Annotated in this window: 18 protein-coding genes; 8 read left to right on the top strand and 10 right to left on the bottom strand. The window is 63.9% G+C overall.

The genetic code is table 11. The features are described 5' to 3' along the window. Positions 1-93: 93 nt before the first annotated feature. Complete coding sequence (locus D769_RS10105; protein ID WP_008644637.1) at positions 94-4,119, bottom strand: DUF748 domain-containing protein; 4,026 nt, start codon at positions 4,117-4,119, stop codon at positions 94-96. 281 nt (positions 4,120-4,400) lie between these two features. Between D769_RS10105 and D769_RS10110 the strand changes: the two genes are divergently transcribed. Continuing rightward, the gene (locus D769_RS10110; RefSeq protein WP_008644638.1) at positions 4,401-5,711 is read left to right on the top strand and encodes an MFS transporter; all 1,311 of its coding nucleotides are present in this window, start codon (positions 4,401-4,403) and stop codon (positions 5,709-5,711) included. 115 nt (positions 5,712-5,826) lie between these two features. Here the strand turns inward: D769_RS10110 and D769_RS10115 are convergent, their stop codons facing one another. Next, positions 5,827-6,900: a PHB depolymerase family esterase gene (locus D769_RS10115; RefSeq protein WP_008644639.1), complete on the bottom strand. Its 1,074-nt coding sequence runs from the start codon at positions 6,898-6,900 to the stop codon at positions 5,827-5,829. A gap of 370 nt (positions 6,901-7,270) precedes the next feature. Here D769_RS10115 and D769_RS10120 point away from each other — a divergent pair, with 370 nt between their 5' ends. After that, complete coding sequence (locus tag D769_RS10120; RefSeq protein ID WP_152414958.1) at positions 7,271-7,927, top strand: helix-turn-helix domain-containing protein; 657 nt, start codon at positions 7,271-7,273, stop codon at positions 7,925-7,927. A 30-nt stretch (positions 7,928-7,957) separates the two neighbouring features. Here D769_RS10120 and D769_RS10125 read toward each other — a convergent pair whose 3' ends face one another. The 4 genes from D769_RS10125 to D769_RS10140 form a co-directional block, all read right to left on the bottom strand. Beyond that, positions 7,958-8,803, bottom strand: coding sequence for a DUF2950 family protein (locus D769_RS10125; RefSeq protein ID WP_008644641.1), 846 nt, complete (start codon positions 8,801-8,803; stop codon positions 7,958-7,960). A 2-nt stretch (positions 8,804-8,805) separates the two neighbouring features. Then, entirely contained in the window at positions 8,806-10,194 is a 1,389-nt protein-coding gene (locus D769_RS10130; protein WP_008644642.1) for a DUF3300 domain-containing protein, read from the bottom strand. Positions 10,195-10,285: 91 nt separating this feature from the next. Then, positions 10,286-10,603, bottom strand: a complete 318-nt coding sequence (locus D769_RS10135) for a hypothetical protein (protein WP_051705408.1) — start codon at positions 10,601-10,603, stop codon at positions 10,286-10,288. A 119-nt stretch (positions 10,604-10,722) separates the two neighbouring features. Next, positions 10,723-11,016 carry an IS3 family transposase gene (locus D769_RS10140; protein ID WP_008644647.1) on the bottom strand — a complete coding sequence of 98 codons (294 nt, stop codon included), beginning with the start codon at positions 11,014-11,016 and terminating at the stop codon, positions 10,723-10,725. An 865-nt stretch (positions 11,017-11,881) separates the two neighbouring features. On the opposite strand from D769_RS10140, the gene D769_RS10145 reads away from it, so the two are divergent. The 3 genes from D769_RS10145 to D769_RS10155 all read left to right on the top strand — a co-directional run bounded on the left by D769_RS10145 (position 11,882) and on the right by D769_RS10155 (position 15,233). Continuing rightward, the gene (locus D769_RS10145; protein ID WP_008644649.1) at positions 11,882-12,835 is read left to right on the top strand and encodes a LysR family transcriptional regulator; all 954 of its coding nucleotides are present in this window, start codon (positions 11,882-11,884) and stop codon (positions 12,833-12,835) included. A gap of 302 nt (positions 12,836-13,137) precedes the next feature. After that, the gene (locus D769_RS10150; protein WP_008644653.1) at positions 13,138-13,803 is read left to right on the top strand and encodes a response regulator; all 666 of its coding nucleotides are present in this window, start codon (positions 13,138-13,140) and stop codon (positions 13,801-13,803) included. A gap of 8 nt (positions 13,804-13,811) precedes the next feature. Further along, a complete protein-coding gene (locus tag D769_RS10155; RefSeq protein ID WP_152414960.1) occupies positions 13,812-15,233 on the top strand; it encodes a cobyrinate a,c-diamide synthase in 1,422 nt (473 codons plus the stop codon). Positions 15,234-15,258: 25 nt separating this feature from the next. On the opposite strand, the gene D769_RS10160 is transcribed toward D769_RS10155, so the two are convergent. From D769_RS10160 to D769_RS10175, 4 genes are all read right to left on the bottom strand, one after another. Beyond that, complete coding sequence (locus D769_RS10160; protein WP_008644657.1) at positions 15,259-15,720, bottom strand: MarR family transcriptional regulator; 462 nt, start codon at positions 15,718-15,720, stop codon at positions 15,259-15,261. Between the two features lie 47 nt (positions 15,721-15,767). After that, positions 15,768-17,294, bottom strand: coding sequence for an MFS transporter (locus tag D769_RS10165; RefSeq protein ID WP_008644658.1), 1,527 nt, complete (start codon positions 17,292-17,294; stop codon positions 15,768-15,770). A 233-nt stretch (positions 17,295-17,527) separates the two neighbouring features. After that, positions 17,528-18,955: a sensor histidine kinase gene (locus D769_RS10170; protein ID WP_008644659.1), complete on the bottom strand. Its 1,428-nt coding sequence runs from the start codon at positions 18,953-18,955 to the stop codon at positions 17,528-17,530. Then, positions 18,948-19,619: a response regulator gene (locus D769_RS10175; protein ID WP_008644660.1), complete on the bottom strand. Its 672-nt coding sequence runs from the start codon at positions 19,617-19,619 to the stop codon at positions 18,948-18,950. The genes D769_RS10170 and D769_RS10175 overlap by 8 nt, the downstream gene beginning before the upstream one ends. A 142-nt stretch (positions 19,620-19,761) precedes the next feature. Between D769_RS10175 and D769_RS10180 the strand changes: the two genes are divergently transcribed. The 3 genes from D769_RS10180 (at position 19,762) to rocF (ending at position 22,813) form a co-directional block, all read left to right on the top strand. Further along, positions 19,762-20,736, top strand: coding sequence for a tripartite tricarboxylate transporter substrate-binding protein (locus D769_RS10180; protein WP_008644661.1), 975 nt, complete (start codon positions 19,762-19,764; stop codon positions 20,734-20,736). 81 nt (positions 20,737-20,817) lie between these two features. Next, entirely contained in the window at positions 20,818-21,807 is a 990-nt protein-coding gene (locus D769_RS10185; protein ID WP_008644662.1) for a tripartite tricarboxylate transporter substrate binding protein, read from the top strand. 97 nt (positions 21,808-21,904) lie between these two features. Next, a complete protein-coding gene (rocF, locus tag D769_RS10190; protein WP_008644663.1) occupies positions 21,905-22,813 on the top strand; it encodes an arginase in 909 nt (302 codons plus the stop codon). The last annotated feature ends 93 nt before the right edge of the window (positions 22,814-22,906 follow it).

Genomic DNA, 22,906 nt, shown 5'->3' on the forward strand with positions numbered 1-22,906 from the left:
TATTCAAGTTTCGGGGCGCATGATACGCGGTTTTCGATGACGGTCTCCATGCCGGCGTTCGAGCATTTCATTCAAACGCCGGCACGCGTCCCATCATTGACGGATCGAGAAATCGACACGGTTGGGCTTGCCCTTGTCCTTGATCCCTTCCGCGTTGAGCTTCGGCGCGGTCAGGAACAGCCGGGCGTTGGGCACCTTGCCATCACGCTCGAGCGCCTGCTTGACCGTCAACGCCCGCTGCTCCGCCAACGCGCGCAGTTCCGTATCGGTCACTGGCGCATGTTCGAGCAGCAGCTTCTCCATCTCGGCCGGCGGCAGCGACTTGGTCAGGCCAATGAAGTTGCGGGGCTTCTTGAACGACTCGCGCTTGTACACCGCTTCCAGGTACTTCGGATATTCCTGAGGCGATACGGTGACAGTGGCGCCCTGCTCGCCGCCCTCGCCCTCTTCCGCCTGCGCGCCTGCCTGTGCCGAACGGCGCAGATCGCGCTGCTTGGCTTCGGCGACACGCTGGTTCAGCCAGACGCGGCGCGCGCCATCGGCATCGGTGTCGGGGTCGATCCGGCCGCTGATTTCCAGATTGAGCGAAGGACGGTCGGCGAGCGCTTTGCCGATGGTCTCGATCTTCTTGTGCGCGTCGTCGGTCAACGTGGAAGAACCCGGCGCGAACTCGATATAACCCAGCTCTTCCGCGTTGCCGCCAAATGCATGGGCAATCAGCGCGAACGGCGAGGTGATCGCCTTGGCCAGCAGGTTGACGATCACGCGCAGGATGACACCACCGATGCTGAACTCCGGATCGGACAAGGAGCCCGAGACCGGCAGGTTGATGTCGATCACGCCATTGCGGTCCTTGAGCAGCGATACCGCCAGCAGCACAGGCACCTTGACCGCGTCGGGGCTGTCCACCTTGTCGCCGAAGGTGAGCTGGTCCAGGTAGAGGTGGTTCTTCGCATCGAGCTTGCCATTCTCGATCTTGTACGCCACGTCGACGTTCAGCTTGCCCTTGGTGATCGGGTAGCCCGCGTACTTGGCCGCGTAAGGCGTCAGACGCGTCAGTTCTACGCCGTCCGCCTTTGCGGCGATATCGAGGAAGAGCTGTTCGCCCAGCGGATTGATCTTGCCGCTGATATTGACGGGAGCATCATCGTCGAGCCGGCCATCCAGCACCAGATCTGCCGGCGTAGGATCCCCCGTGGAAACCTTGGAGATCGACCCCTTCATGCCAGTCAGGTTGGCAGAGTAATTCGGCTTGATGAAGAAGTCCGAGAAGTTGATGTTCCCCTTGTCGATGGAAACACCGCCCAGACGGATAACCGGCTTGGGCCCCGCTGCCTGCGCGGGGGCCGCCGCCGTCTCCGGCTTGGCCTCGGGCTTGGCTTCAGGTTTGGCTTCGGGTGCCGAAGCCGGATTCGCCTGGGTCAGGCTGGTCGACGGCGCTGGCTGGCCCTTTGCCGCGCCACCCGCCATCACGTCCTGCAGGTTCAGCCGGCCATTGGCGTTCAGGATCACCCGGGCGTAGAAATCGGACAACGCCACGTTGTTGACCCCAAGCTGGAGTGGCCCCTTGGCATCGTTCATGTTGAAGTCGATGCCACTCACGGCCAGCGAGCGCCAGCGCAGAAAGTCGTCGCCGGTGACACGGTCCACCGTACGCACATTTCCGGCCATCACGTTGCCATTGAATCGCACCGCTATCGGCTTGCCGGCCGGCGCCTCGTAGGCAACCTTGCCCTTGAGCGTCAGCGCCCCGCTGCGCAACGCAGCGTTGAAACGGTCAGCCATGTAGGGCTGCAACGGCGCGATGTCGAGTTCGCGCAGATCGAGCTGCAATTGCGCGGCCGGACCGGTCGGCGTGACCTGTCCGTCGATGTTCATCACACCCTTGCGCCCGCTTTCGGCGTGCAGCTTCATCGGCACCGCCCCCGGCGAGAGCGGCCAGGTCACAGTGCCGCTGCTGAATCCGATGTTGCGGAACTGGTGAATGACCGGGCGACCGCGATTGGCCTCGGCCGGCTCATAGTCCGCCAGGCGCGCGGAGCCGCCATCCACCGCCACCTTGCCAATGCGCACCTTCCAGCCCGGCGCTCCCGCGCCGCCGCCATTTGTCGCGGCCGTCGCCGCAGCCGGCGCACGCGCCCGCTTGCCAGCGGACTCGGCTGATTCGACGGCCCAGATCCGCGCCATCTCCAGCAGTTGGCCGCTATGGTCACGCGTTGCCGCGATCTGCGGTTTGGCCAGCGATACCTGCCCCGCTTCGAACGTCTGCTTGGCCAGGTCGAGCTGGATGTCGTCCAGCACGAGCTTGTCAGCCTTGAGCAGCGGCAGATTGGCGCCCTCGGTGTCCGCCACGCGCTGGCTAGCGCGGTTGCCGCGTTGCGCGCGGCCCGCGCGGCCTTTCGGCGCCGGGCTCGCGGCCTTCGTCGCGCGATCATCGCTGCCAGCCGAAGCGGGCAGATTGACAGGCTCGCGCGTGGCCACGTAGAGCGGTGACAGCTCAACCCGGGATTTCTCGAGCGTGAACTGGAACACCGGCTGCGACCACGCCATCTTGTAGTTCAGCTCGGCGTTGATGCCGGTATCACCAAACTGGCTGCGCAGCTCGTGCGGCCACCACGCCGCGAAGCCTTGCGGGCGCACGCCGGAAGTTTCCAGCGTGCCGTTCAGTGTGCCCTTCTTGAGGTCGAGTTCCCCGGACTGCTTGATGGTCTGGCCATCAGCGATCGTGACCGTGGCATCGAGTTTGGCAGGCTTGTCCCCGGTGCTGGCCAGATTGGCGATATCGACATTCACGGGCCCGATGTCCAGCTTGCCCGGCCCCGAGGGCGCCATCGCATCGACAAACCCCAGTTTCGCGTCCTTGATCGCGATGCGGTCGACGGCGTAGGACCATGGCACCTCTTCGGCCTTGGGCGGCGCCTGCACGCCCGAAGCGGCAACCGCCGAGGCCGGGGCCGGCGTGGCGGATGCCGGTGCGGCTGCGGGAGCCTTGGCCGGCGCCGTCTTCATACCTTCCGGCAGGAAGGCCGTCGCCAGATCGAGCGTGCCGTCGGCACCGCGGGTTGCCAGCAAGCCGAAGCCGTCCAGTTCGATGCTCTTCACGTGCGCCTTGTGGGCCAGTGGCTCCACACGATCGAGGTCGACCGCCAGCCGTCCCGCCTTGACCAGCGGCGCGCCCGCATGCGTCACCACGTCGGCGTCGCGCAGGGCGATGGTTCCGGACACGTACAGGTCCTGCTTGTCCTTTTCCTGACGGAAGCCCACGTTGAGCCGGGTATCCACGAGCCCGCTCTTGACTTCAGCATCCTTCAGCTTTGGCGCGAACGCCATGTACTTCGCTACCTCGAGCCCATCCAGGTTGATGTTGAGGTTTGCTTCACGGCTGTCCGCGAAAGGCTGCATCGTGCCAGCCAGCGCCAGCGGCGACCCATTGATCTTCGCAAACAGGCTCGGCGCCGTGTTCAGCGTGACGTCGTGGGGCAGGTTTGACAGGAACGGCAGGGTCAGCGTGAAGTTCTCCACGCGCTGGACGGTATTGAGCAGCTTGTCCTCATAGAGGAAGCTGGTATTCGTCACCGCGATATTGCTGACCGAGAACCGCGCGGGCTTTGCGTCGGCCGGCTTCGGCGGCAGCGCGGCAAAGCGTTCTTGCACATCGGCAAAGTTCATGCGGCCATTCGCATCGCGCAAGACATGCACGGACAGCGCATCCACATGAAGGGAATCAATGACCGGCGCGAGGTGCCAGACCGATGCGGCCGAGGTCTTGGCCTCGGCCTCGCCCAGCGTCACCATCGGCGTCTTGCCGTCGGGCTCGTAGATGGTCAGGTTGTTGATTGTGGCGGACAGACTGAACGGCCGCACATGCGCCTCGCCCAGTGTCACCTTGCGCCCCAGCGCCTCGGTGGCGTTTTTCTCCACCAGATACTTGATCAGCGGCGGCCCACCGAAATAGCCGGCCAGCCCGAATACGGCCAGCGCGGCCACCACGCCACCCGCGACGCGTACGGCCACGCGCCTGCGAGGCGTGGCCATGGCCGCCCCTGTCGCGGCCTGGATGGAATCCTTGAAAGCCATGTCACCCCAGAGTAGTTCGACCCCACGCAGGCTCAGCCCCATGCCGGCCTGCGCTTTGTGCCCCGGATTTCACTTGTTTTTCATTATGGAGACGGATTATGGCAGTGCAAAGGACGATTTAGTAATCCGATTTATACAAAATCAGGGATGCGACAGACCGATCTGGTATCGTTACGCCTTTGCGAAGCGTCCGTTGCCTGCCAGCCTGCTTACCCCGCCGGCCTCCGGTTCGCTCAGTTCGTGCTGTTATCCCTTCGGCCGTCCCCCTCCACGTCATCCGTGTTGCGCGCTTCGCATGTGAATGTATCCATGCGAGTCTTTTCATGTCCACCTCCAGCAGTACTGCCGGGGCTTCGGGCGCGCAAGGCGGCCATGCCGCTCGCCCGCTGACCGGTCAGGATTACAAGACGCTCGCGCTTGCCGCACTTGGCGGCGCGCTCGAGTTCTACGATTTCATTATTTTTGTTTTCTTTGCCAAGGTCATTGGCCAGTTATTCTTCCCGGCATCCGTGCCGGACTGGCTGCGCATGCTGCAGACCTTCGGCATCTTCGCGGCCGGCTACCTGGCACGCCCGCTGGGCGGCATCATCATGGCGCACTTCGGTGACCTGCTGGGCCGCAAGAAAATGTTTACGTTGTCGATTCTGCTGATGTCGGTACCGACGCTGCTGATGGGCCTGCTGCCGACCTATGCTTCGGTGGGCCTGCTGGCGCCGATGGCGCTGCTGGTGCTGCGCATCCTGCAGGGTGCCGCCGTGGGCGGAGAAGTCCCCGGCGCATGGGTGTTCGTGTCCGAACACGTGCCCCAGCGTCACGTCGGATATGCCTGCGGCACGCTGACCGCCGGTCTGACGGCCGGCATCCTGCTCGGCTCGCTGGTAGCCACTGGCATCAACGCCGTATTCGATCCGCAGGAACTCGTCGACCATGGCTGGCGCGTGCCGTTCGTGCTGGGCGGCGTGTTCGGTGTCGGCTCGATGTACCTGCGCCGCTGGCTCCATGAAACCCCGGTCTTCGCGGAACTGCAGCAACGCAAGGCGCTGGCCGCCGAACTGCCGCTCAAGACGGTCGTGCGCGACCACCGCGGCGCCGTTGTCATCTCGATGCTGCTCACGTGGATGCTGTCCGCTGGCATCGTGGTGGTGATCCTGCTGACGCCGACCTACCTGCAGACGCTGTACGGCTTCGACGCCCGCACCGCGCTGGTGGCCAACAGCGCCGCAACGCTGTGCCTGTCGATCGGCTGCGTGGTGGCCGGCATCCTGGCTGACCGCATCGGCGCGCGCCTGACGCTTTCGATCGGTGGCGCACTGCTGGCTGCCACGGCCTACGTGCTGTACACGACGATCGGCACCCGTCCCGACCTGCTGCTCCCGCTGTACGCCCTGGCCGGCTTCTTCGTCGGCACGATTGGCGCCGTACCTTACGTGCTGGTGCACGCGTTCCCAGCGCAAGTGCGGTTCTCCGGGCTGTCCTTCTCGTACAACGTCTCGTACGCGATCTTCGGCGGACTGACGCCGGTGATCGTCTCGCTGATGCTCAAGAATGATTCGCTGGCCCCGGCCCACTATGTGGTCGGCGTCTGCATCATGGGTATCGTGACGGCGCTGTTCGTACGCAAGCGGCACGCCTGATCGCGCCCGCCACGCTTGCCGCGCTGGCACAATGAAAAAGGGGGAAGGCTGTCAGCCTTCCCCCTTTTTCATTTGGGCGCGCTTCGGGCTCCGTCCTGGGCCCCGTCCTGCGTTGTCACGCAGCCCGCTTGTGCTGACGGAGAAACTGCCAGATCAGCCAGCTCGCATCCGGGCCGATGCTGCTGTGGTACGGTACCGTGGCATCGCCGCCGCTCCACGCATGACCCAGGCCCCCCACTTCCACCAGTCGGACCAGATCGCGATTCCAGCGGCCAAAGCGCGCTTCGCGAACTTCGCCATCCTTGCCGAGCGGCGCATCGTTTGCGCTTTCGATCTGTCCGCCAAGGCTGCCACCCAGGCCGTTGTAGGCCAGGAACTGCTGCGTCAGCAAACGCCCGTTGATCGGATGCACCGCTTCGTCCGCCATGCCGTGCAACACGATGGCCGGCATGGCCGGGCCGCCGGGCGTCACGCCAGCAGCATCGAGCAATAGCGCGGGCTCGATCGCCGAGCCCTCGTGCATCGCCCTCAGGCCCGCCCGGGGCGAATCGGCCGCACCGATCACTACACCGGAGTGCAGTCCCACGGCAGCGACCTTGTCCGGGTAGCGCAACGCCACCAGAGCCGCCATCGCGGCACCCGCCGACAACCCGGCAAGGTAGATCTCACCGATCCGTACGTCGGGCCGGGTTGCCAGTTCGTCGATCAGCAGTGCCAGCGCCTGTGCTTCGCGCCCGCCCTGTCCGGCCGCGAGGTCGAACCACTGCCAGCACCGATGCACGGAGCGCCGCAGTGGCTGCTGCGGATAAGCCACCATGAATCCTTCACGCTCGGCCAGCGCGTTCATGCGCGTGCCAGCCGCCAGGGCTTCAGGCGTTTGCTGACATCCGTGCAGCATCACCACGACGGGCAATGCGCCCTTGGCGCCGGACGGAATATAGAGCCGGTACGAGAGTTGCGGGACCAGTTCGCCCGGTAGCGGCGTCAGGCCCAGATTCAGCGACTGCCAGTTGCCTGGCAGTTCAGCCGGCCCGGCGTCGCCTGGCACGGTGTGGCGCTGGCGATGAGTGGCTGGGGGCGCCAGTTCCAGACGCTCCAGCCATGAACGAATTTGTTTCGCGGGCTGAAACTGCGCGCGACGAATTTGTCGCAGCTGCGCATCCCAGTCCGGAGAGAGGCTTTTGGCCATATGAAGACTCCTGTTCGTCTTGAGAACGGGTCTCCTCCTTTATTGTGCGATGCAGCATAGCACAATCGACGAGGCGCTTTTCCGACATTGTCTTGAAGACACAACATGAATTTTTGAAAGAATTCTCTACTTTCCGGGCACATGCTGACCTCTCCTCCAAGGAGGCCGCAAAAAAACTTACTACGCCTGTTTAAAAGAATGCAGATCGACTCACGATCAGCGATGTTCGTGGGCACTTATACTGTCGGGAAAAAATGTCCACCATGCCTGCCAGGAGGCAATACCACTGGACCACCAAGCCCCCAGCGTCTCATGCTGCACCCTGTGCCCGTTCCAATCCGTTTGCGCAAGTGCACACGGCGGCACCTCGTTGCCCGACAGACCAGCATTGAGCCCCGAGCGCAAGCATCTGCAAGCCGGTGAGACGCTATTCAGGCAGGACCAACCGGTACGCGCCGTCTACCCATTGCGCCACGGCGGCATCAAGCGGATGTACGAATCTGCACTTGGATGGCGGCAATTGACCGGCTTCATGCTCCCCGGCGACGTAGCCGGCCTCGAGCCGAACGACGCGCCGCAGTTCGGCACGAGCGCGATTGCCCTGCAGGCATCCGAATGCTGTGTGGTGCCACTGGAGACAGCGAAGCGCTGCGAGGAAGATCCGGCGGTTCACGCCGCCTTGCTCGCGCTACTTCACCGCGACGCCTTGCGGCAGCGCGAGTTGCTGGTGACCATCGGCTCGATGAAGGCCGCGCAGCGGCTGGCCATGCTGTTGCTGGATCAGGCTGCGGAACACCGCCGCCGCGGCACCGACGGGGGAGAAGTCATGCTGGCGATGACTCGCAACGATATCGCCAGCTACCTGGGCCTGACGCTGGAGACGGTCTCGCGGCTTCTGTCCCGCTTTGCGTCCGTCGGGCTGATCACGGTGCGGCACCGTCAGCTTCGTATCGTCGACGAGAAAGGGCTGTCAGACGTCCACGCCGAAGCGGACCGCATCACGCTGCGCGGTCCGGATCCGGCTTAGACGCCATTGCCGGAGACTTCGGATCCGGAATCAGCGATCTGCCGCCCGCTCCCAACCCTCGGGCGAAAAAGCTCGCATGGCACCCGCGCGCGTGCCGGTACTCTTGCCCAGGTCTCGCTCGTAGAAACGGCGCTCGCTATCGACCATGAAGGAGTGGATGCCGCTGGCACCGTAACGCGCGGGCCAGGCGATGAACGCGAACTTGGCGTCGCTGCCCTCCGGCGGTGCGATGATCCGATAGCGATAGCCGTAGAACGCTTCCTCCGGCGGCACCTCGGGGCCCATTGCCAAGGCGTCCGGTCCAAGCGGGCTATCATTCTCGGCCGATGCCGATGGCCAGTACAACCCGTTGGTCTTGCCGGGCGTGCTCACGAGCTGATGGGCGTACTTGCCATTGCCAATCTGCTCCGCATAACGCTGCTGGGCATCAGCGAGCTGCAGCAACGTATCCATCGCCACGAGTTCGTTGCGCCCGATCCGGCGGCGCCGGATCTCCTGCTCGCCGGCAGCCAGATCGAACTGCCAACCGGTTTTACGCTTGGCCAGCGGCACCGGGAACGTCCAGCCGCTACCGCCCACCTCGATACGTGCGGCCTTGTCGCCATCGGGCTGGACGGCATGATGGCTGGCCCAGGCGGCAAGGAAATCGTAGACGTCGTTCTGGCTGAGCCCCGGCGGCACCAGCTTCTCGTAGTTCGCGCCGAGCACCTGCTTCAGCGCATCGGGGTCACTGCGTGCCACGGCATCGCCGAGCGCATCGGCTGCGGCATCCGGCGTCGGATAGACATGCTGAGCCAGAACGGGGACGGACATGCTCAGCAGCATCGCTAATGCGCCGGCACGCAACATGGATTCGAACCTCGATTTACGCTTCATCGCTACCTCCGGCCGTGACCAAGGTGACCGCCACCCGCACCTGCTCCGCCCGCATGGCCCCCGCCCTGGAAGCCACCACCACCACCACCACCACCGCCGTGGATGCCTCCGCCAGATCTCGCCGGCGCGGAATGCTGCTGCATCTGGCCCGCGTTGTGTTGGACGCCACTGCGATCGCCCCGGTTTGCCTGCTGACGCATCCGGTCACCGTTGCCGGCGTCGCTGAACGCGTTATTGCGGTTGCTGTCACGCGCGCGGTTGCGCGCATCGGCCTGATCAGCACGTTGACGATCCGCGCCTGCCGGCCGCGGATTCTGCCCGCCAGCCTGGCGATTCACGTTCGGCGCTGAATGCCCGGGAATCGACTGGCCGGTACGCCCCTGGAACGACTGGGCCGCACGCTGACGCTCGGCGTCGCGCTGGTTCTGCACACCGCCTCCGCCCTGACCCAGGCGCTGCTGGTTCTGCACGCCACCACCCGCCTGGCCCAGGCGCTGCTGACCACCCTGCGGGCGATTGGCCAGCCCCTGCTGACGCTGCGCGTCGTAGCGGTTCGCAACGTTCTGATTCCGGTACGGCACGTTGCCACGGTTCGCGGGATTGTGCTGCCAGTTCACGTTGGACCGATTGACGTCGAGCCGCTGATTCACGTTGATATTGTTGTATCGATTGACGTTGATGTTGACGTCATGGCTACCCCAGTTGAACCCGCCCCACATCGAATTCACAGCCGCCACGCCAAGCCCGAAGCCAATGCCGGCCACCAGCGAGGTGGCGAACACCGATCCGGGTGGCGGCGGGTAGTAGACCGGTGGATAGGCGGGATAGGGCCATGCGCCGTAGACCACGGTCGGGTTGTACGACGGCACGTACACCACCTGCGGACTGGCGGGCTCGATCTGGACGATGGTGGTGCCGCCGCTCTGCTGCGTGACCACCTTTTGCTGCTCGTTGGACTTGAGAGTGCCGGCCTTTTGCGCCTGTACGCGCAGACGTTGGACCGAGTCCATCACGTCATCGGGCTGCGCCAGGAAAGCATCGCCCACGCTCTCGACCCACTGCGGCTGGCGTCCCATCATGTCCATGACGGAGGGAAAAGCCGCGAGCGACTTGACGCTCGGGTCCCACGGCTCGCCTTCGACGGCCTTGGTGGCCGCATCGCCCGAAAGACTCTGATTCGATTTCGACCATTCCGCGGCGGAAGCCACGTCCGCCGGATAGGTCGATGCCATGAGCACCTGCGACAGCAGTGCATCGGGATACAGCGCAACTGGTGCAAGCAACTGGTCAAGCTGCGGCTTGTCCAGTTTGGCCTGCGCCAGCGCGCTGCTTGCGCCGGCCAGCAACATCAGCCCGAACGACCAGGCAAGGAAACGTCGCAAGTGGAACATGTTTGCTCCTGCAATGACGGATGTAACCACCATCCCTTTCGACAATCGCCTGGTCACACCCGGCATCATCCTGGCAACGGCGGATCAGAACTTACTTGCGTGACTGGGCGCACTCCTGCCGGTACGCCTCCTCGAGGCGCTTGCGATCCGGCGCGCGCTCGAGCGTGGAATAGGTCCGGCCATCCGCCGTCGTCACTGACGACTTGCCCGGCCCCCACTGCGGCCCCGACGGCAAGGCATTGATCTGGTCGAGTAACTGGCGGCATCGCTCGACCTGAGAGGCACTGAGCGTGCCCCCCGTATCCTCGACGGTGGACGTCGCGGGATCGAGCATGCGCGGCGGCAGCGGCGCGACCATTGGAGTACCCGGATCCTGCGGAGGCGCCGCATGAACCTGAGCGGCGGACATCCCGAGCCACACCATTGCGCCTGCGGCAGCAAAAACCTTCTTCACGAAAAAACTCCAGAAACCAATGTCATGCGAGACATTGCAGTGGCAAGAGGGCCCGGCTCGATGCGGCGACCAACCTATCCATGGCTCTTGCCGTCGCCGTGCCGGCCGGTACGATTGCGCAGCAACTCAAGTTTGAGCAGTGCATCCGCAAGCATACTCTTGAGTCGCGCATTCTCCTCTTCCAACTGGCGCAATCTGCGGCTGTCGGACGGGTCGTGTTGCCGTACCTTGCTGCCATACTTGGCCCGCCAACCGTAGAACGAGGCATCGCTGAAGCCATAACGCGCGCAGAGCTCCCGCACCGGCACCCCTTTGGCGGCCTCTTCTAGATACATGCGGATCTGTTCTTCCGAATAGCGTCTGTTCACGCAAATGTCTCCGCTCGCCGGCCTCCAGTCAGGCGTCCATGCCATCGCGCGCACGGCCCTCCCGCCTACCCTGCCCGTAAGGTAGCCCACCGCCCGCGCAAAAGGCAATTCAGTGTCTTCGCGGCACGAGTTAAGCAAATTGAACACGGCCTCTACAGGATTGTCGCGATACGCCCGCAACAATTCGGCACAATTCGCACACTCACATTTGCAATTCAAATTTTGTTATTCCAATTTGGAAAAATTCCTACCTCTGTCATTATCAACTGACAGTCCAGGATGCTGAATTCACGCCGGGATTTGGCGTCGACTAACGCACTCCCATTGACGGAAACCCCCATTTGAGGCGGGTTTCAGGGTTGTATCGTTGTTCGTACATAGTGTCTTTGTTGGTATGGCACAACCGTCTGGAAGTTGAGCATTACTAGTAGTTTCCAGAATGTTGTATTAAGATTTCTACGCATCAACTAAATTTCGAAACGCCTGCAATGGCGCCGCCCGGCGCATGAGGACAGGCGTCAAAGCGGTACGGCGTCGGCAGATGACGCCGCCACAAGCCGCTGCATATTTCCTGGTCTGACGAATAGGAGCCATTGCCGTAGCACGCACCGGATACACAAACCCGTGCGGTCTGGAGGAAGTGGTGGCTGCAAGACGCGATGCGGACATTCATCGTCCGCGCGCGGCGTCTTCGGCTGCCAGGGCGCCTCGCCGTCGCCCCTGCACATTTTTGGTAGTGCCAGCAGTAACTGCCATCGCCCTCGCCGAATTTCCGCAAGGAGAACCGGCCGGCAGTCAGAAGCAGCAATGATGTTGCATCACCAGAACAAATAACAAAGCAGAACTCGGATCGGGAGAAGTCAGTATGCGGCACGTCAGCACGAAGCTATTGCATGTTTTCGTTCTGCTTATGGAGTATCGCGACCTCAATGCGGTTGCAGCTTGCACTCAGGGGCGCGTACCCACAGTGGCATATAGCCTGGCGCGATTGCGCGAAATCACAGGCGATGCCTTGTTCGTGAAACGAAATGGCGCGTTGGAGCCCACGCCACATGCGTTGCGGCTCGAGCAGACCGCGCGTCAGATTCTGGCCAAATGGAACCAGCTCGTGCAGCCAAGCGGGGAACATGCCGCTCAGGCAGCCCGAGGCCGACGCATTTCGATCGGGTTTTCTTCGTCGATTGGCGATCCGGTCATTACCGAAATCCTGACCGCCCTGGGCGAACGCTTCCCACAGGACAGCTTCATCACGCGGCCGGTCATTGCCGATGCGGCGCTAGCGGATAGCCTGGATAGCGGCGATCTCGACTGCGCCTTTGTCGTCGATGGCGCCAACGTGCCCGACTCGGTCATCCCGCATAGCATCATGGCCACGCCGCGACGCCTGATCAGCGTCACGCGCACGGGGTCGATGGAAGACGTGGAAAGCGACTGGATCCTGCTGCAGGAAGACTGCGACGCCGCAAGTCCGCTACGTGGATTCCTGGAGCGCCAGGCCCTTGCTCCCGGCCATCGCGAAACCGTGGTGCCGTCGTGGCATACCCAGATCACACTGTTACATGCGGCAGGTGGTATCTGCCCGGTGCTCGACTTCAACGTGCCGCTCGTCACGCGCGATCGCAAGGCACGCCTGCTGGCGCCACCCAGCAGTTTCCCGGCCTGGGCAGCGCTTCATTTCTGGATGCCCCAGGAGTCTGATGACCGCAACACGCTCCGCGACATCATGGACGTCGGCGCCTCGGTACTGCGAGACCCTCTCAAGGCCATCGACGGACGCCGTCAGGCGCGACAACCCGCCAGGCCTCTGGCAGTAGCCTGACCCACACGTATTGATGCCAATCGACGACCCCGTGGCGCATCGCGCCACGGGGTCGTTTGCGTTCAATGTCACCGACGCAAGGCAATGCAATACGTTTTTTGCGAATCCTCTTACTCCCTTCCCGCGAGCCGGGCATTAATCTCGCCGTGCATCGCGGTGCTCTCCGAGTCGTCTCCCGTTTGATTCGCGGTTCCGCGTGCGCGCAGTTGCTGCGTGTTCGCGCCGTACGCCAGTTCCGCGTGCGGCGCTTTTTTGACGCCAGCGTGAAGCCGTATCTGACCCATATGTTCAGGAGTCATTGGATGACGTTGAGGATTTTGCTGGCCGACGACCACCCCGTCATTACGGCGGCAATCCGGGCTAGGGTACAGTCGTCGCAGACTGGCTGGGAAGTCTGCGGCGAAGCTGCCAGTGCCACGGAGTTGCAGCAACAGGTCGATCTGCTCCAGCCGGATGTGGTCGTGACCGACTACCACATGCCGGGCCCCACCGAGCTCGATGGCGTGCGCCTGATCACGTCGCTGCGGCGACGACACCCGTCGATATCCGTGGTGGTGCTCACCATGATCACGAATCCGCTCGTGCTACGCACGATACTGGATGTCCGCGTGCATGGGCTGTTGATCAAGGACAGTCCGCTGGCGGAAATCATGACCGCAATCGGGCGAGCCCAGCGCGGCTTTACCTACATCGGCAAGTCCGCGCTACGCGCTCTGGCACCCACCGAACTCCGGACGATGCTGCCTTGCGGGCGCGACGGCGAGCAGCGGCCGTCCGCGCGCGAGATGGAGGTATTGCGGCTATACCTGACCGGCCGCACCGTAACCGAGATCGCGACCACGCTGTGCCGCAGCGTCAAGACCATCAGCCGGCAAAAGAACTGCGCCATGCAGAAGCTCGGCGTCACCAATGACCGCGAGCTGTTCGAGTGTGTGGCACTCCAGGGCATGGTCCTGCCACGGAGCTAAAGGCCATGATGTCTGCCCGATATAATCCATCGCATCGCATAGCGCTGCCGCCGTGCATTGCCAATTCCGACATGCCCCCGCTTTCCATTCAATCCTCTCCGTTGGACGCGACAACACGGACAGGCACGCGCCCGGTCCCCGCGTTGCTCGTTACCGCCCCCGCATCGGGGCAGGGCAAGACCACGGTCACCGCCGCCTTGGCCCGCCTTCATGCGCGACAGGGCCGTACCGTGCGCGTATTCAAGATCGGACCTGATTTCCTCGACCCGACGCTGCTTGCCGCCGCCAGCGGTGCTCCGGTGCAATCGATCGATCTCTGGATGACAGGGGAAGCCGATGCTCGCCAACGTCTTGCCCTGGCCGCGCAGACCGCCGATCTGATTCTTGTCGAAGGTGTCATGGGCCTGCACGATGGCACGCCGAGCAGTGCGGATGTAGCGCGACTCTTTGGACTGCCGGTCCTCGCCGTCATTCAGGCAGGCGCGATGGCGCAAACGTTCGGTGCCGTGACTCACGGCCTGGCGACCTACGGCGAGCCATTTCACGCGATGCACGTGCTGGCGAATGGCGTCGGCAGCGCACGCCATGCCGACATGTTGCGAGACAGCCTGCCGCATGGCATCCACTGGGCCGGCGCGTTGGCCCGCGATGATGCGGCGGCGTTGCCGGAGCGGCATCTTGGCCTGTTCAGCGCCGACGAGCTTCCCGACCTTACCGCGCGACTGGATCGCATGGCGGATGCCCTGGCCGAACTGCCGATATCGCACCTGCCAAGGCCGATCGTGTTTCCGGACACCCCCACGCAGCAATTGCCGCGCCTGCTGGAGGGCCGGCGCATCGCCATCGCGCGCGACGATGCCTTCCGGTTCATTTATCCGGCCAATGTGGAAACGTTGAACGCGCTCGGGGCGCATATCACATGGTTCTCGCCCTTGCGTGACGCGGCTTTGCCGCACTGTGACGCGCTATGGCTGCCTGGTGGCTATCCCGAACTGCACGCCGCCGCGCTTGCCGCGAATGTGCCGATGCACAACGCGATCCGCGCGGCGCACGCACGCGGCCTGCCAATGCTGGCGGAGTGCGGCGGAATGATGGCGCTGTTCGACAACCTGGTGGACAAGGAAGGGCAAACCCATCGCATGGCCGGGCTGCTGCCCGGCACGGTGACGATGCAGAAACGACTGGCGGCAATCGGCCATCAGGCCGTCGAGCTACCTACGAGGGAAGGCATGGCTGGCCAGACGGTACGCGGACACACGTTCCACTACTCGACCACCAACACTCCGCTGGCTCCGCTCCTGCACGCGCGGTCACCGCGCGATGATGGAAGCGGGGAAGCTGTCTATCGGTCCGGGACGCTTACCGCGTCCTACGTGCACTTGTACTTCCCTTCTAACCCAACGGCCATTGCGGCGTTGTTTGGCGGATAGAGGGGAGCCAGGCGACGCTGCCTGATCAGGCGGCGTCGCGTTCCGCCTGCGTGCGCGCGACTGCGTCGGCGATGCCCGCCTCGAGCTGAACCAGCCCCTTCGAGAGGTTGTGCATCGTCGTTTCCGTGACGTTGGCCAGCACGTCCTGCAGGAATGCCGAGCGGCGCGGCATTGCCTGGTCGACGATCTCGCGGCCAAGCGCGCTCAGCGTGACGTTGGTCATGCGGTTGTCGCGCTCGCTGGTCATGCGGTCGACCCAGCCCAGTTCCTGCAACGTCTTGAGCTGGCGTGTCAGCGCGCCCGGGTCCATGCCGACGCGATCGGCCAGCGGCTTCTGAGCGATCGGGCCTTCGTGTCCATACAACGCGAACAGAATGCGCCAACGCGGCAACGGGTGTCCGATTCGCTGTTCAAATGCCGCAGCATAAGCCCGGTAGGTCCGGCCAAATTGCTGCAGGACAGCCAGGCTTTGTCGCTCCAGTTCCACTCCACTCCTCCTGTAGGCGAATGTGCTTCACATCCGCACGGCTGTCATCAGTCCGCAGCCATCACGGGTTCATTTACCCGCATCAATTTGATCGGCGGAACCCGGCGCGCGCGCCAGACACCGAACAATGCAGCGATTGCCGCCAGCAACAGGCCAAGATGGATGGCGCCGACGAGGGACACCCGCGCCTGTTCCAGCAGCAGGGCTCCATTGTGCCCTGCCTGCTGCAAATTGGTCAGCAATTCTGCCTGCGCGGCCTTGTCGATCAGGATCTGCGGGTCGGTCATCCTGGCAGTCCAATCCGTCGCATTGGCGGCAGCCAGCGCCGACGTCACGCCAGACGTGTAGCTGCGCGTGACCAGCGTGCCAACCAGTGCCGTCCCGACCATCCCGCCGACCATCCGCAGCGACTGAAGCATCGCCGTGGCGATGCCGAGATTGGCACGACCGGCGGTCTGCTGCGCGAATACCGTCAGGTTGGGCAGGATAAAGCCCAGTCCGAGCCCCGCCAGCAACATGATCGAAAGCAGCAGATTGTGATGCATACCGCGCGTCGCCTGCGAGAGACCCAGCAGTGCCAGCGCCAGCATCGTGAATCCCGCGTAAAGCATGGCATTGGGGCGCGGGATCCGGGTGATGATGCGGCCGTTCACAATAGATCCGATCGTGATGCATACGACTAGCGGCGTCACCAACAGCCCGGCCTCCTTCGGCGAATAGCCAAACCCACCCTGGAACAGCAGCGGTGCGTACAGCAGCAAGCCGAACATCGTGAAGCCCGCCAGCACGGAAAGCACGAACAGCGACGCAAGGCTCGGATTGCGGAACATGTCGAACGGCAGAATCGGATTCGCTGATTTACGCGACCAATGCCACAGCGAGACGAACGCGGCGATGGAGAGGACCATCAGGCCGATCGTCACAACGCCAAGCCCCCGCTCAGGCAACCACTCCACCGATAGTTGCAAACTACCCAGTCCTGCCGCGATCAGTGCGGCGCCAGCCCAGTCGATACGGATCGGCTCGGTATGCGACTGATGACGCAGATGCGGCAGGAATCGCCAGGCAATCAGCAAACCCAGCAGGCCAACCGGCAGGTTGATGTAGAACACCGCTCGCCATCCGAACCACTCGGTCAGCACACCGCCCAACGACGGGCCGATCGCATTGGCCAGACCGAACGCCGTGCTCATCATGACCTGCCAACGCAGGCGCACATGCGGGTCAGGGAACAGATCGGGAACGCAGGCGAACGCCGTGCCGACCAACATGCCGCCACCGATCCCCTGCAATGCGCGGGCCGCTACCAGGAACGGCATGTTCGTGGCCATGCCGCAAAGCGCCGATGCCGCCACAAACACGACGATCGAGGCCAGCACGAACGGCTTGCGCCCGTAATAGTCGCCAAGTCGCCCGAAAATGGGCACGGTAATGACCGACGTCAGCAGGTAGGCCGTAGCCACCCATGCGTAATACTCGAAGCCCTGCAACTCCGCCACCACGGTTGGTAGCGCGGTACTGACCACGGTCTGGTCAAGTGCAACCAGCATTACGACAAATGCGATGCCGGTCATCGCAAGCAAAGACTCGCGAAAGGGCAGGACCTGCCCTTTCCTCACCGGCTGGTTGGCCGGTGATCCTGCTACTGCCCTGCCAGGTGATACATCCTGCTCAGGGCGAAATTCCGAAGTCATTCTGTTGCCCGATCAATCGTTGTTGCATCAATGAATCAGGGATTATAGGCCGTCGTCTGATGACTTGCAGGGGGGAGTTACAAATGGCCAATCGGATTGGATTGCAGCGCCTGTCAGACCACAGCGGGCGGTGCGGCGGGGGCAGTCGGCAACGTCACCCTGACGCGTAGCCCGCCCTTCTCGCCGGACTCCAGTCGCACGCTGCCCTGATGCGCTTCGCAGATTTGCCGAACGATCGACAGACCAAGTCCGCTCCCGGCCCCGGGCGTGCCGGCGATGCGAACGAAGCGTTCGAACACGCGTTCGCGCTCCGCCGAAGGGATGCCGGGCCCGCTATCGTCCACCAGGATGCAGAGCGTGCTGTCGGACCGTTCCACCGTCACGGAGATGCTCCCGCCAGCCGGCGTGTAGCTCACGGCATTGTGCAGGAGGTTGGCCAGCATTTCACGCAGCATGGCCTCGTTGCCAACGACCCATGCAGCAGCCGGACATTCGCCCAGACTGAGATCCTGCCTCCGCTCCCGCGCATGGAGATACCACTCCGCGCAGATGTCACGGCAGAGGTTGCCCAGTTCGATGCGCTGCATCGCGTCACCGTCCGGCGCAAGGACATCGCCATCCCCGGTACGCGCCAACGTCAGCAACTGGTTGGTCAACCGCACTGTCCGGTCGATGGCGGCCTTGACCTCGGCGAGATCGCCGCCGTGATCCGAAGCGCGTATGCGCTGGTCCACATGGCCCCTGACCAGCGTCAGCGATGTCCGAAGCTGATGCGCGGCATCGTCGAGAAAGCGCTTCTGGTTTTCGACGATGACCCGCAGACGTTCGAGGTACTGATTCAGCGTTTGCAGCAGCGGCTGAATTTCCCTGGGCAGGTCATCGCCCTCGACCGGCGCGAGGTCCGATGCCCGGCGGGCCTGAATGCGATCCTGCAAACGCTTCAGCGGCCGCAGCGTGGCCGCCACCGTCAATGCCAGCAACGTCATCGAGACACCGATCATCGCCGCCTGTTGCCAGAGCATGGTGAACAGCAACCGTCTGGCCATGTCATCCCGCATCTCCAGCGTTTCCCCCACCTGCACCAGCGCAACGCCCCGCTGCCCGCCTTCGGTCACCGGCTGCCACAGCGCCGCCACGCGCAAGGGCGTCCCGCCATAGGCATCGTCATAGAAATGGACCAGCGCCGGATAGTCCTCGCTGCGCGGCACATTGGCTGGCATTGCCGGGAAGTCCTTCTCGCCGGAGACGAAATGGCCCGCCGGATCCAGCACGCGATAGAAAATCCGCCCGCGCGCATCGATCTGGAACGTATCGAGCGCGCCATAGGGGACGTTGACGGTCACCCGGCCGTTAGTTACGTGGATACGCTCGGCAATCGAGCGCGTGGAGGCCAGCAGCGTTCGGTCGTGCGCCTGATTGGCTTCCTTCAGCGCGGTGCGATACGAGGCAAAAGCCGAGACGATGCCGACGGTCAGCAACGCCAGCGCCAGGCGCCAGAGCAGGGTCCGGCGCAAGCTCGTCGCCGAGAGCTGCCTAGCCATCCTGACGCTGTTCCAGCAGATAGCCGACGCCTCGCACGGCGGTGATGACCAGACCGCTCAGCTTCAGCTTCTTCCTGACCCGCGACACATACAGTTCGATGGTTTCGGGATTGACCTCGTCGTCGATCGAGAACACGCACTGGAACAACACGTCCCGCGTGGCGACGCGGCCGGCCCTCAGGAACAGCGCTTCCAGCACCGCCAGTTCGCGCCGGCTCAGCGTCAACGCCGTGCCCTCGCAGTAGAACGATCTCTCCACCGAATCGAAAGACAGGCCGCCGTAGGTAGTCACCGGCTGGCCACCCTGGCGGCGGCGAAGCTGCGCCTTGATGCGTGCTTCGAGTTCACCCAGGTCGAAGGGCTTGGCGATATAGTCGTCGGCCCCGAGGTCGAGGCCCAGGATGCGATCGGCGATCTCGCTGCGAGCCGTCAGGATCAGCACGGGCGTCGTGACACCCTGGGTCCGGATCGAGCGCAGAACGTCCAGCCCGTCGACCTTCCCGAGCGAGAGGTCCAGAAGGATCAGATCGTACGAAGCGGTGGCGATCATCAGCAGCGCGGCCTCGCCGTCCACGGCGTGGTCAATGACGAAGCCGCTGTCCCCGAGGGACTTGATGACCAGCGCAGCCAGATCCGGGTGATCTTCAACGAGTAGCAGGCGCACTTTTGGCAGGGTTTACGTTAAGCAATCTGGCAGGCGTTCGACAGCTTGGCGACAGCCGACCGACTTAGCATGGCAAGACAGAAATGATAGCCATCCGCGCGGACTGCGGGGATGGCTAATTCAAAAAATGGGAGACAGTCCAGTGCGAACGCTATGCCTGTTCGCCCTGTTGCTGATAGGCGGCGTGCAGACCGCCCACGCAGCGCAGGCGGAAACGCCGCAACCGCGGTGCATCGCGCCGGCCAGGCCAGGCGGCGGCTACGACCTGACGTGCAGGATCGCGAAGCTTGGGCTGGACGAGGCCAGGGCACTACCCGCACGCTTGCAGATCGACTATCGGCCCGGCGGGATCGGCGCGGTCATGTTCGACGCCGTGGTGGAGCAGACTCCCGATGATGCCAACACTATCGTGGCATTCTCGAGCGGCGCGTTGCTGAACCTGGCCAGCGGCAGGTTCAGCAAGTATGGGCCCGACAACGTCAAGTGGCTGGTCGCGATTGGCGTCGACCACGGCATGATCGCCGTCGACGCCCGTTCGCCGTACCTGACCCTGAAGGACCTTGTGACCGCAATGAAGGCCGACCCGCGCAAAGTGCTGTTCGGCATCGGCGGCTCCGCGGGCAGCCAGGACTGGATGAAGGCAACCCTGCTTGCCCGGCAAGCAGGGCTGGACCGTAACGCCATGCGCTATGTGGCGTTCGAAGGCGGCGGCGAGGCGATGACCGCGCTGATGACGGGACATGTGCAGGCCGTTCCCGGCGATATCGGCGAGGCCGTCGACCTGATCGAGGCGCACAAGATTCGCGTGCTGGCCGTGCTGGCCGATCAACGCCTGCCCGGCCGCTTCGCGTCGATTCCCACCGCGAAGGAACAGGGACTCGACGTGCAATGGCCCATCGTGCGCGGCTTCTACATGGGACCGAAGGTCGCCGAGCAGGACCGGCGCCGCTGGGGCAACGCGCTGCAGCGGGCGGCCGGCACCCGTGCATACGTGCAGGCACTGGAAACGCACGGCATCGTGCCCACCCCGATGGCCGGGCCGGAGCTGGACACCTACGTCCAGAACAAGGTTCGCGAATACAGGCGGCTCGCGCGCGAGTTCGACCTCATCAAGTAAGCAGGCCTGCCGGAGCCTCCGGCGGACTGTCCCTGGCCGTCCTGGCCTTCCATAGAACGATAAAACTCCGAGAGAAACGATATGTCCCAGTTTGATTCCTCGCGTCGACGGGCCCTTGGCGCCACGGGTGCGCTGGCTGCCGCCGCAATGCTCCCGAGCCTGTCGCGCGCGCAGACGTGGCCGTCAAAAACGATCCGCTTCGTCGTGCCGTTCGCGCCCGGCGGCAGTTCCGAGATCATCGCGCGCTCCGTAGCCGCCGAACTGACCTCGCAACTGGGCGTGTCGGTCTTCGTCGAAAACAAACCGGGTGGCGCGGGCAACGTGGCGATGGGCGAAGTGGCCCGTGCGGACGATCAGCACACCATCATCCTCGGTCATATCGGTACGCTGGCGGTGAACCCCTTCATCTTTCAGAAGCTGCCGTACGACGTGAACAAGGACTTCACGCCAGTGTCGCTGCTGGCCAAGGTGCCGAGCCTGTACGTAGTACATCCGGATGTGCCCGCGAAGAACCTCAAGGAGTTCGTGGCGCTGGCAAAGAGCAAGCCCGGCAAGCTCAACTACGGCTCTGCCGGCAACGGCAGTGCCGGCCACCTCGCATTCGAGTACCTGAAGGAAGCGGCCGGCATCTTCGTGCTGCACGTGCCGTACCGTGGCAGCGGCCCGCAGATCACGGACCTGCTGTCCGGCCGGCTGGAGGCGGCGGCCGTCGGCGCGCCGGCGATCCTGCCCTTCATCAAGTCCGGCAAGCTGCGTTGCATCGCCACAGGCTCCGCGCAGCGCATTCCGCAATTGCCGGATGTGCCGACCGTCGCCGAGCAGGGCTACCCGGGATTCGAGATGACCCAGTGGTATGGCATCCTCGCGCCGTCGTCGATGTCGAAGGCCGCCGTCGACAAGCTCGCCGCGGCCAGCGCGAAGAGCGTGCGCAGCCCGGCGGCGTCAAGCCGCATGGCCGCCGATGCGGCAATCCTCGTCGGCGATACGCCCGCCGAGTTCGCCAGCTTCATCGCCCAGGAGCAGAAGCGCTGGAAACCGATCATCGCCCGGGCGTCGATCAAGCCGGACTGAAACCTCGCCGATATCTCGCCAACATCCCGCTGACGTTCGACACCCGTTCGTGCCATGATGGCAGGCATCTATCGTCCCCACTGAACCTGGAGACCCCATGAAGCCTGTCACCCTGATTGGCGCGCCGACCGACGTGGGCGCCAGCATCCGTGGCGCCTCGATGGGCCCCGAAGCCTTGCGCGTGGCGGACATCGCGGGCGCCCTGGTGCGCAACGGCCTCGATGTCACCGATCTGGGCAACCTTGTGGGCCCCGGCAACCCGAACCTGCCACCCACGGACGGCGTTCGGCACCTGCCGGAGGTTGTCGCCTGGAACCGTCTGGTCATGGACGCCACTTACCAGGCCTTGGCCGCGGGCCAGTTGCCGCTGCTGATGGGTGGCGACCACTGCCTGGCGATTGGCTCGGTCAATGCCGCGGCTCGCTATTGCCGCGAGCAGGGAAAGAAGCTCCTGGTGCTCTGGCTCGACGCGCACGCCGATGCCAACACCGGCATCACCAGCCCGACCGGGAACACCCATGGCATGCCGGTGGCGTGCCTGTGCGGGGATGGTCCCGCCCCGCTTGTGTCGCTAGGCGGCGTGACGCCCGCCACCTCACCCCAGAACATTCGACAGATCGGCATCCGCAGTGTCGATGCCGAGGAGAAGAAGCGGCTGCGCGAGCTGGGTCTGACCGTCTACGACATGCGTTACATCGACGAGAACGGCATGAGGGCCACGATGGAGCAGGCGTTGGCGGGCATCGATGCCGATACCCATCTGCATGTCAGCTTCGACGTGGATTTCCTCGACAGCCAGATTGCGCCGGGCGTTGGCACGGCGGTTCGCGGCGGCCCTACCTATCGCGAAGCGCATCTCGCACTGGAAATGATCGAGGACACCGGCGCCCTGGGCTCCATCGATGTGGTCGAACTGAACCCCGCACGCGACGTCCACAACCAGACCGCCGAGCTGGTCGTCGAATTGCTGGAGAGCCTGTTCGGGAAATCGACGCTGCTGCGTTGATGGCGCGAGCCCCGCTGGCTCGCGGCAGGCAATAAAAAAGGAGGCAGTCAGAGACTGCCTCCTTTCGATGCCGGTGCTCCAGTCGACTACGGC

The organism is Cupriavidus sp. HMR-1 (assembly GCF_000319775.1).
GTDB lineage: Bacteria > Pseudomonadota > Gammaproteobacteria > Burkholderiales > Burkholderiaceae > Cupriavidus > Cupriavidus metallidurans.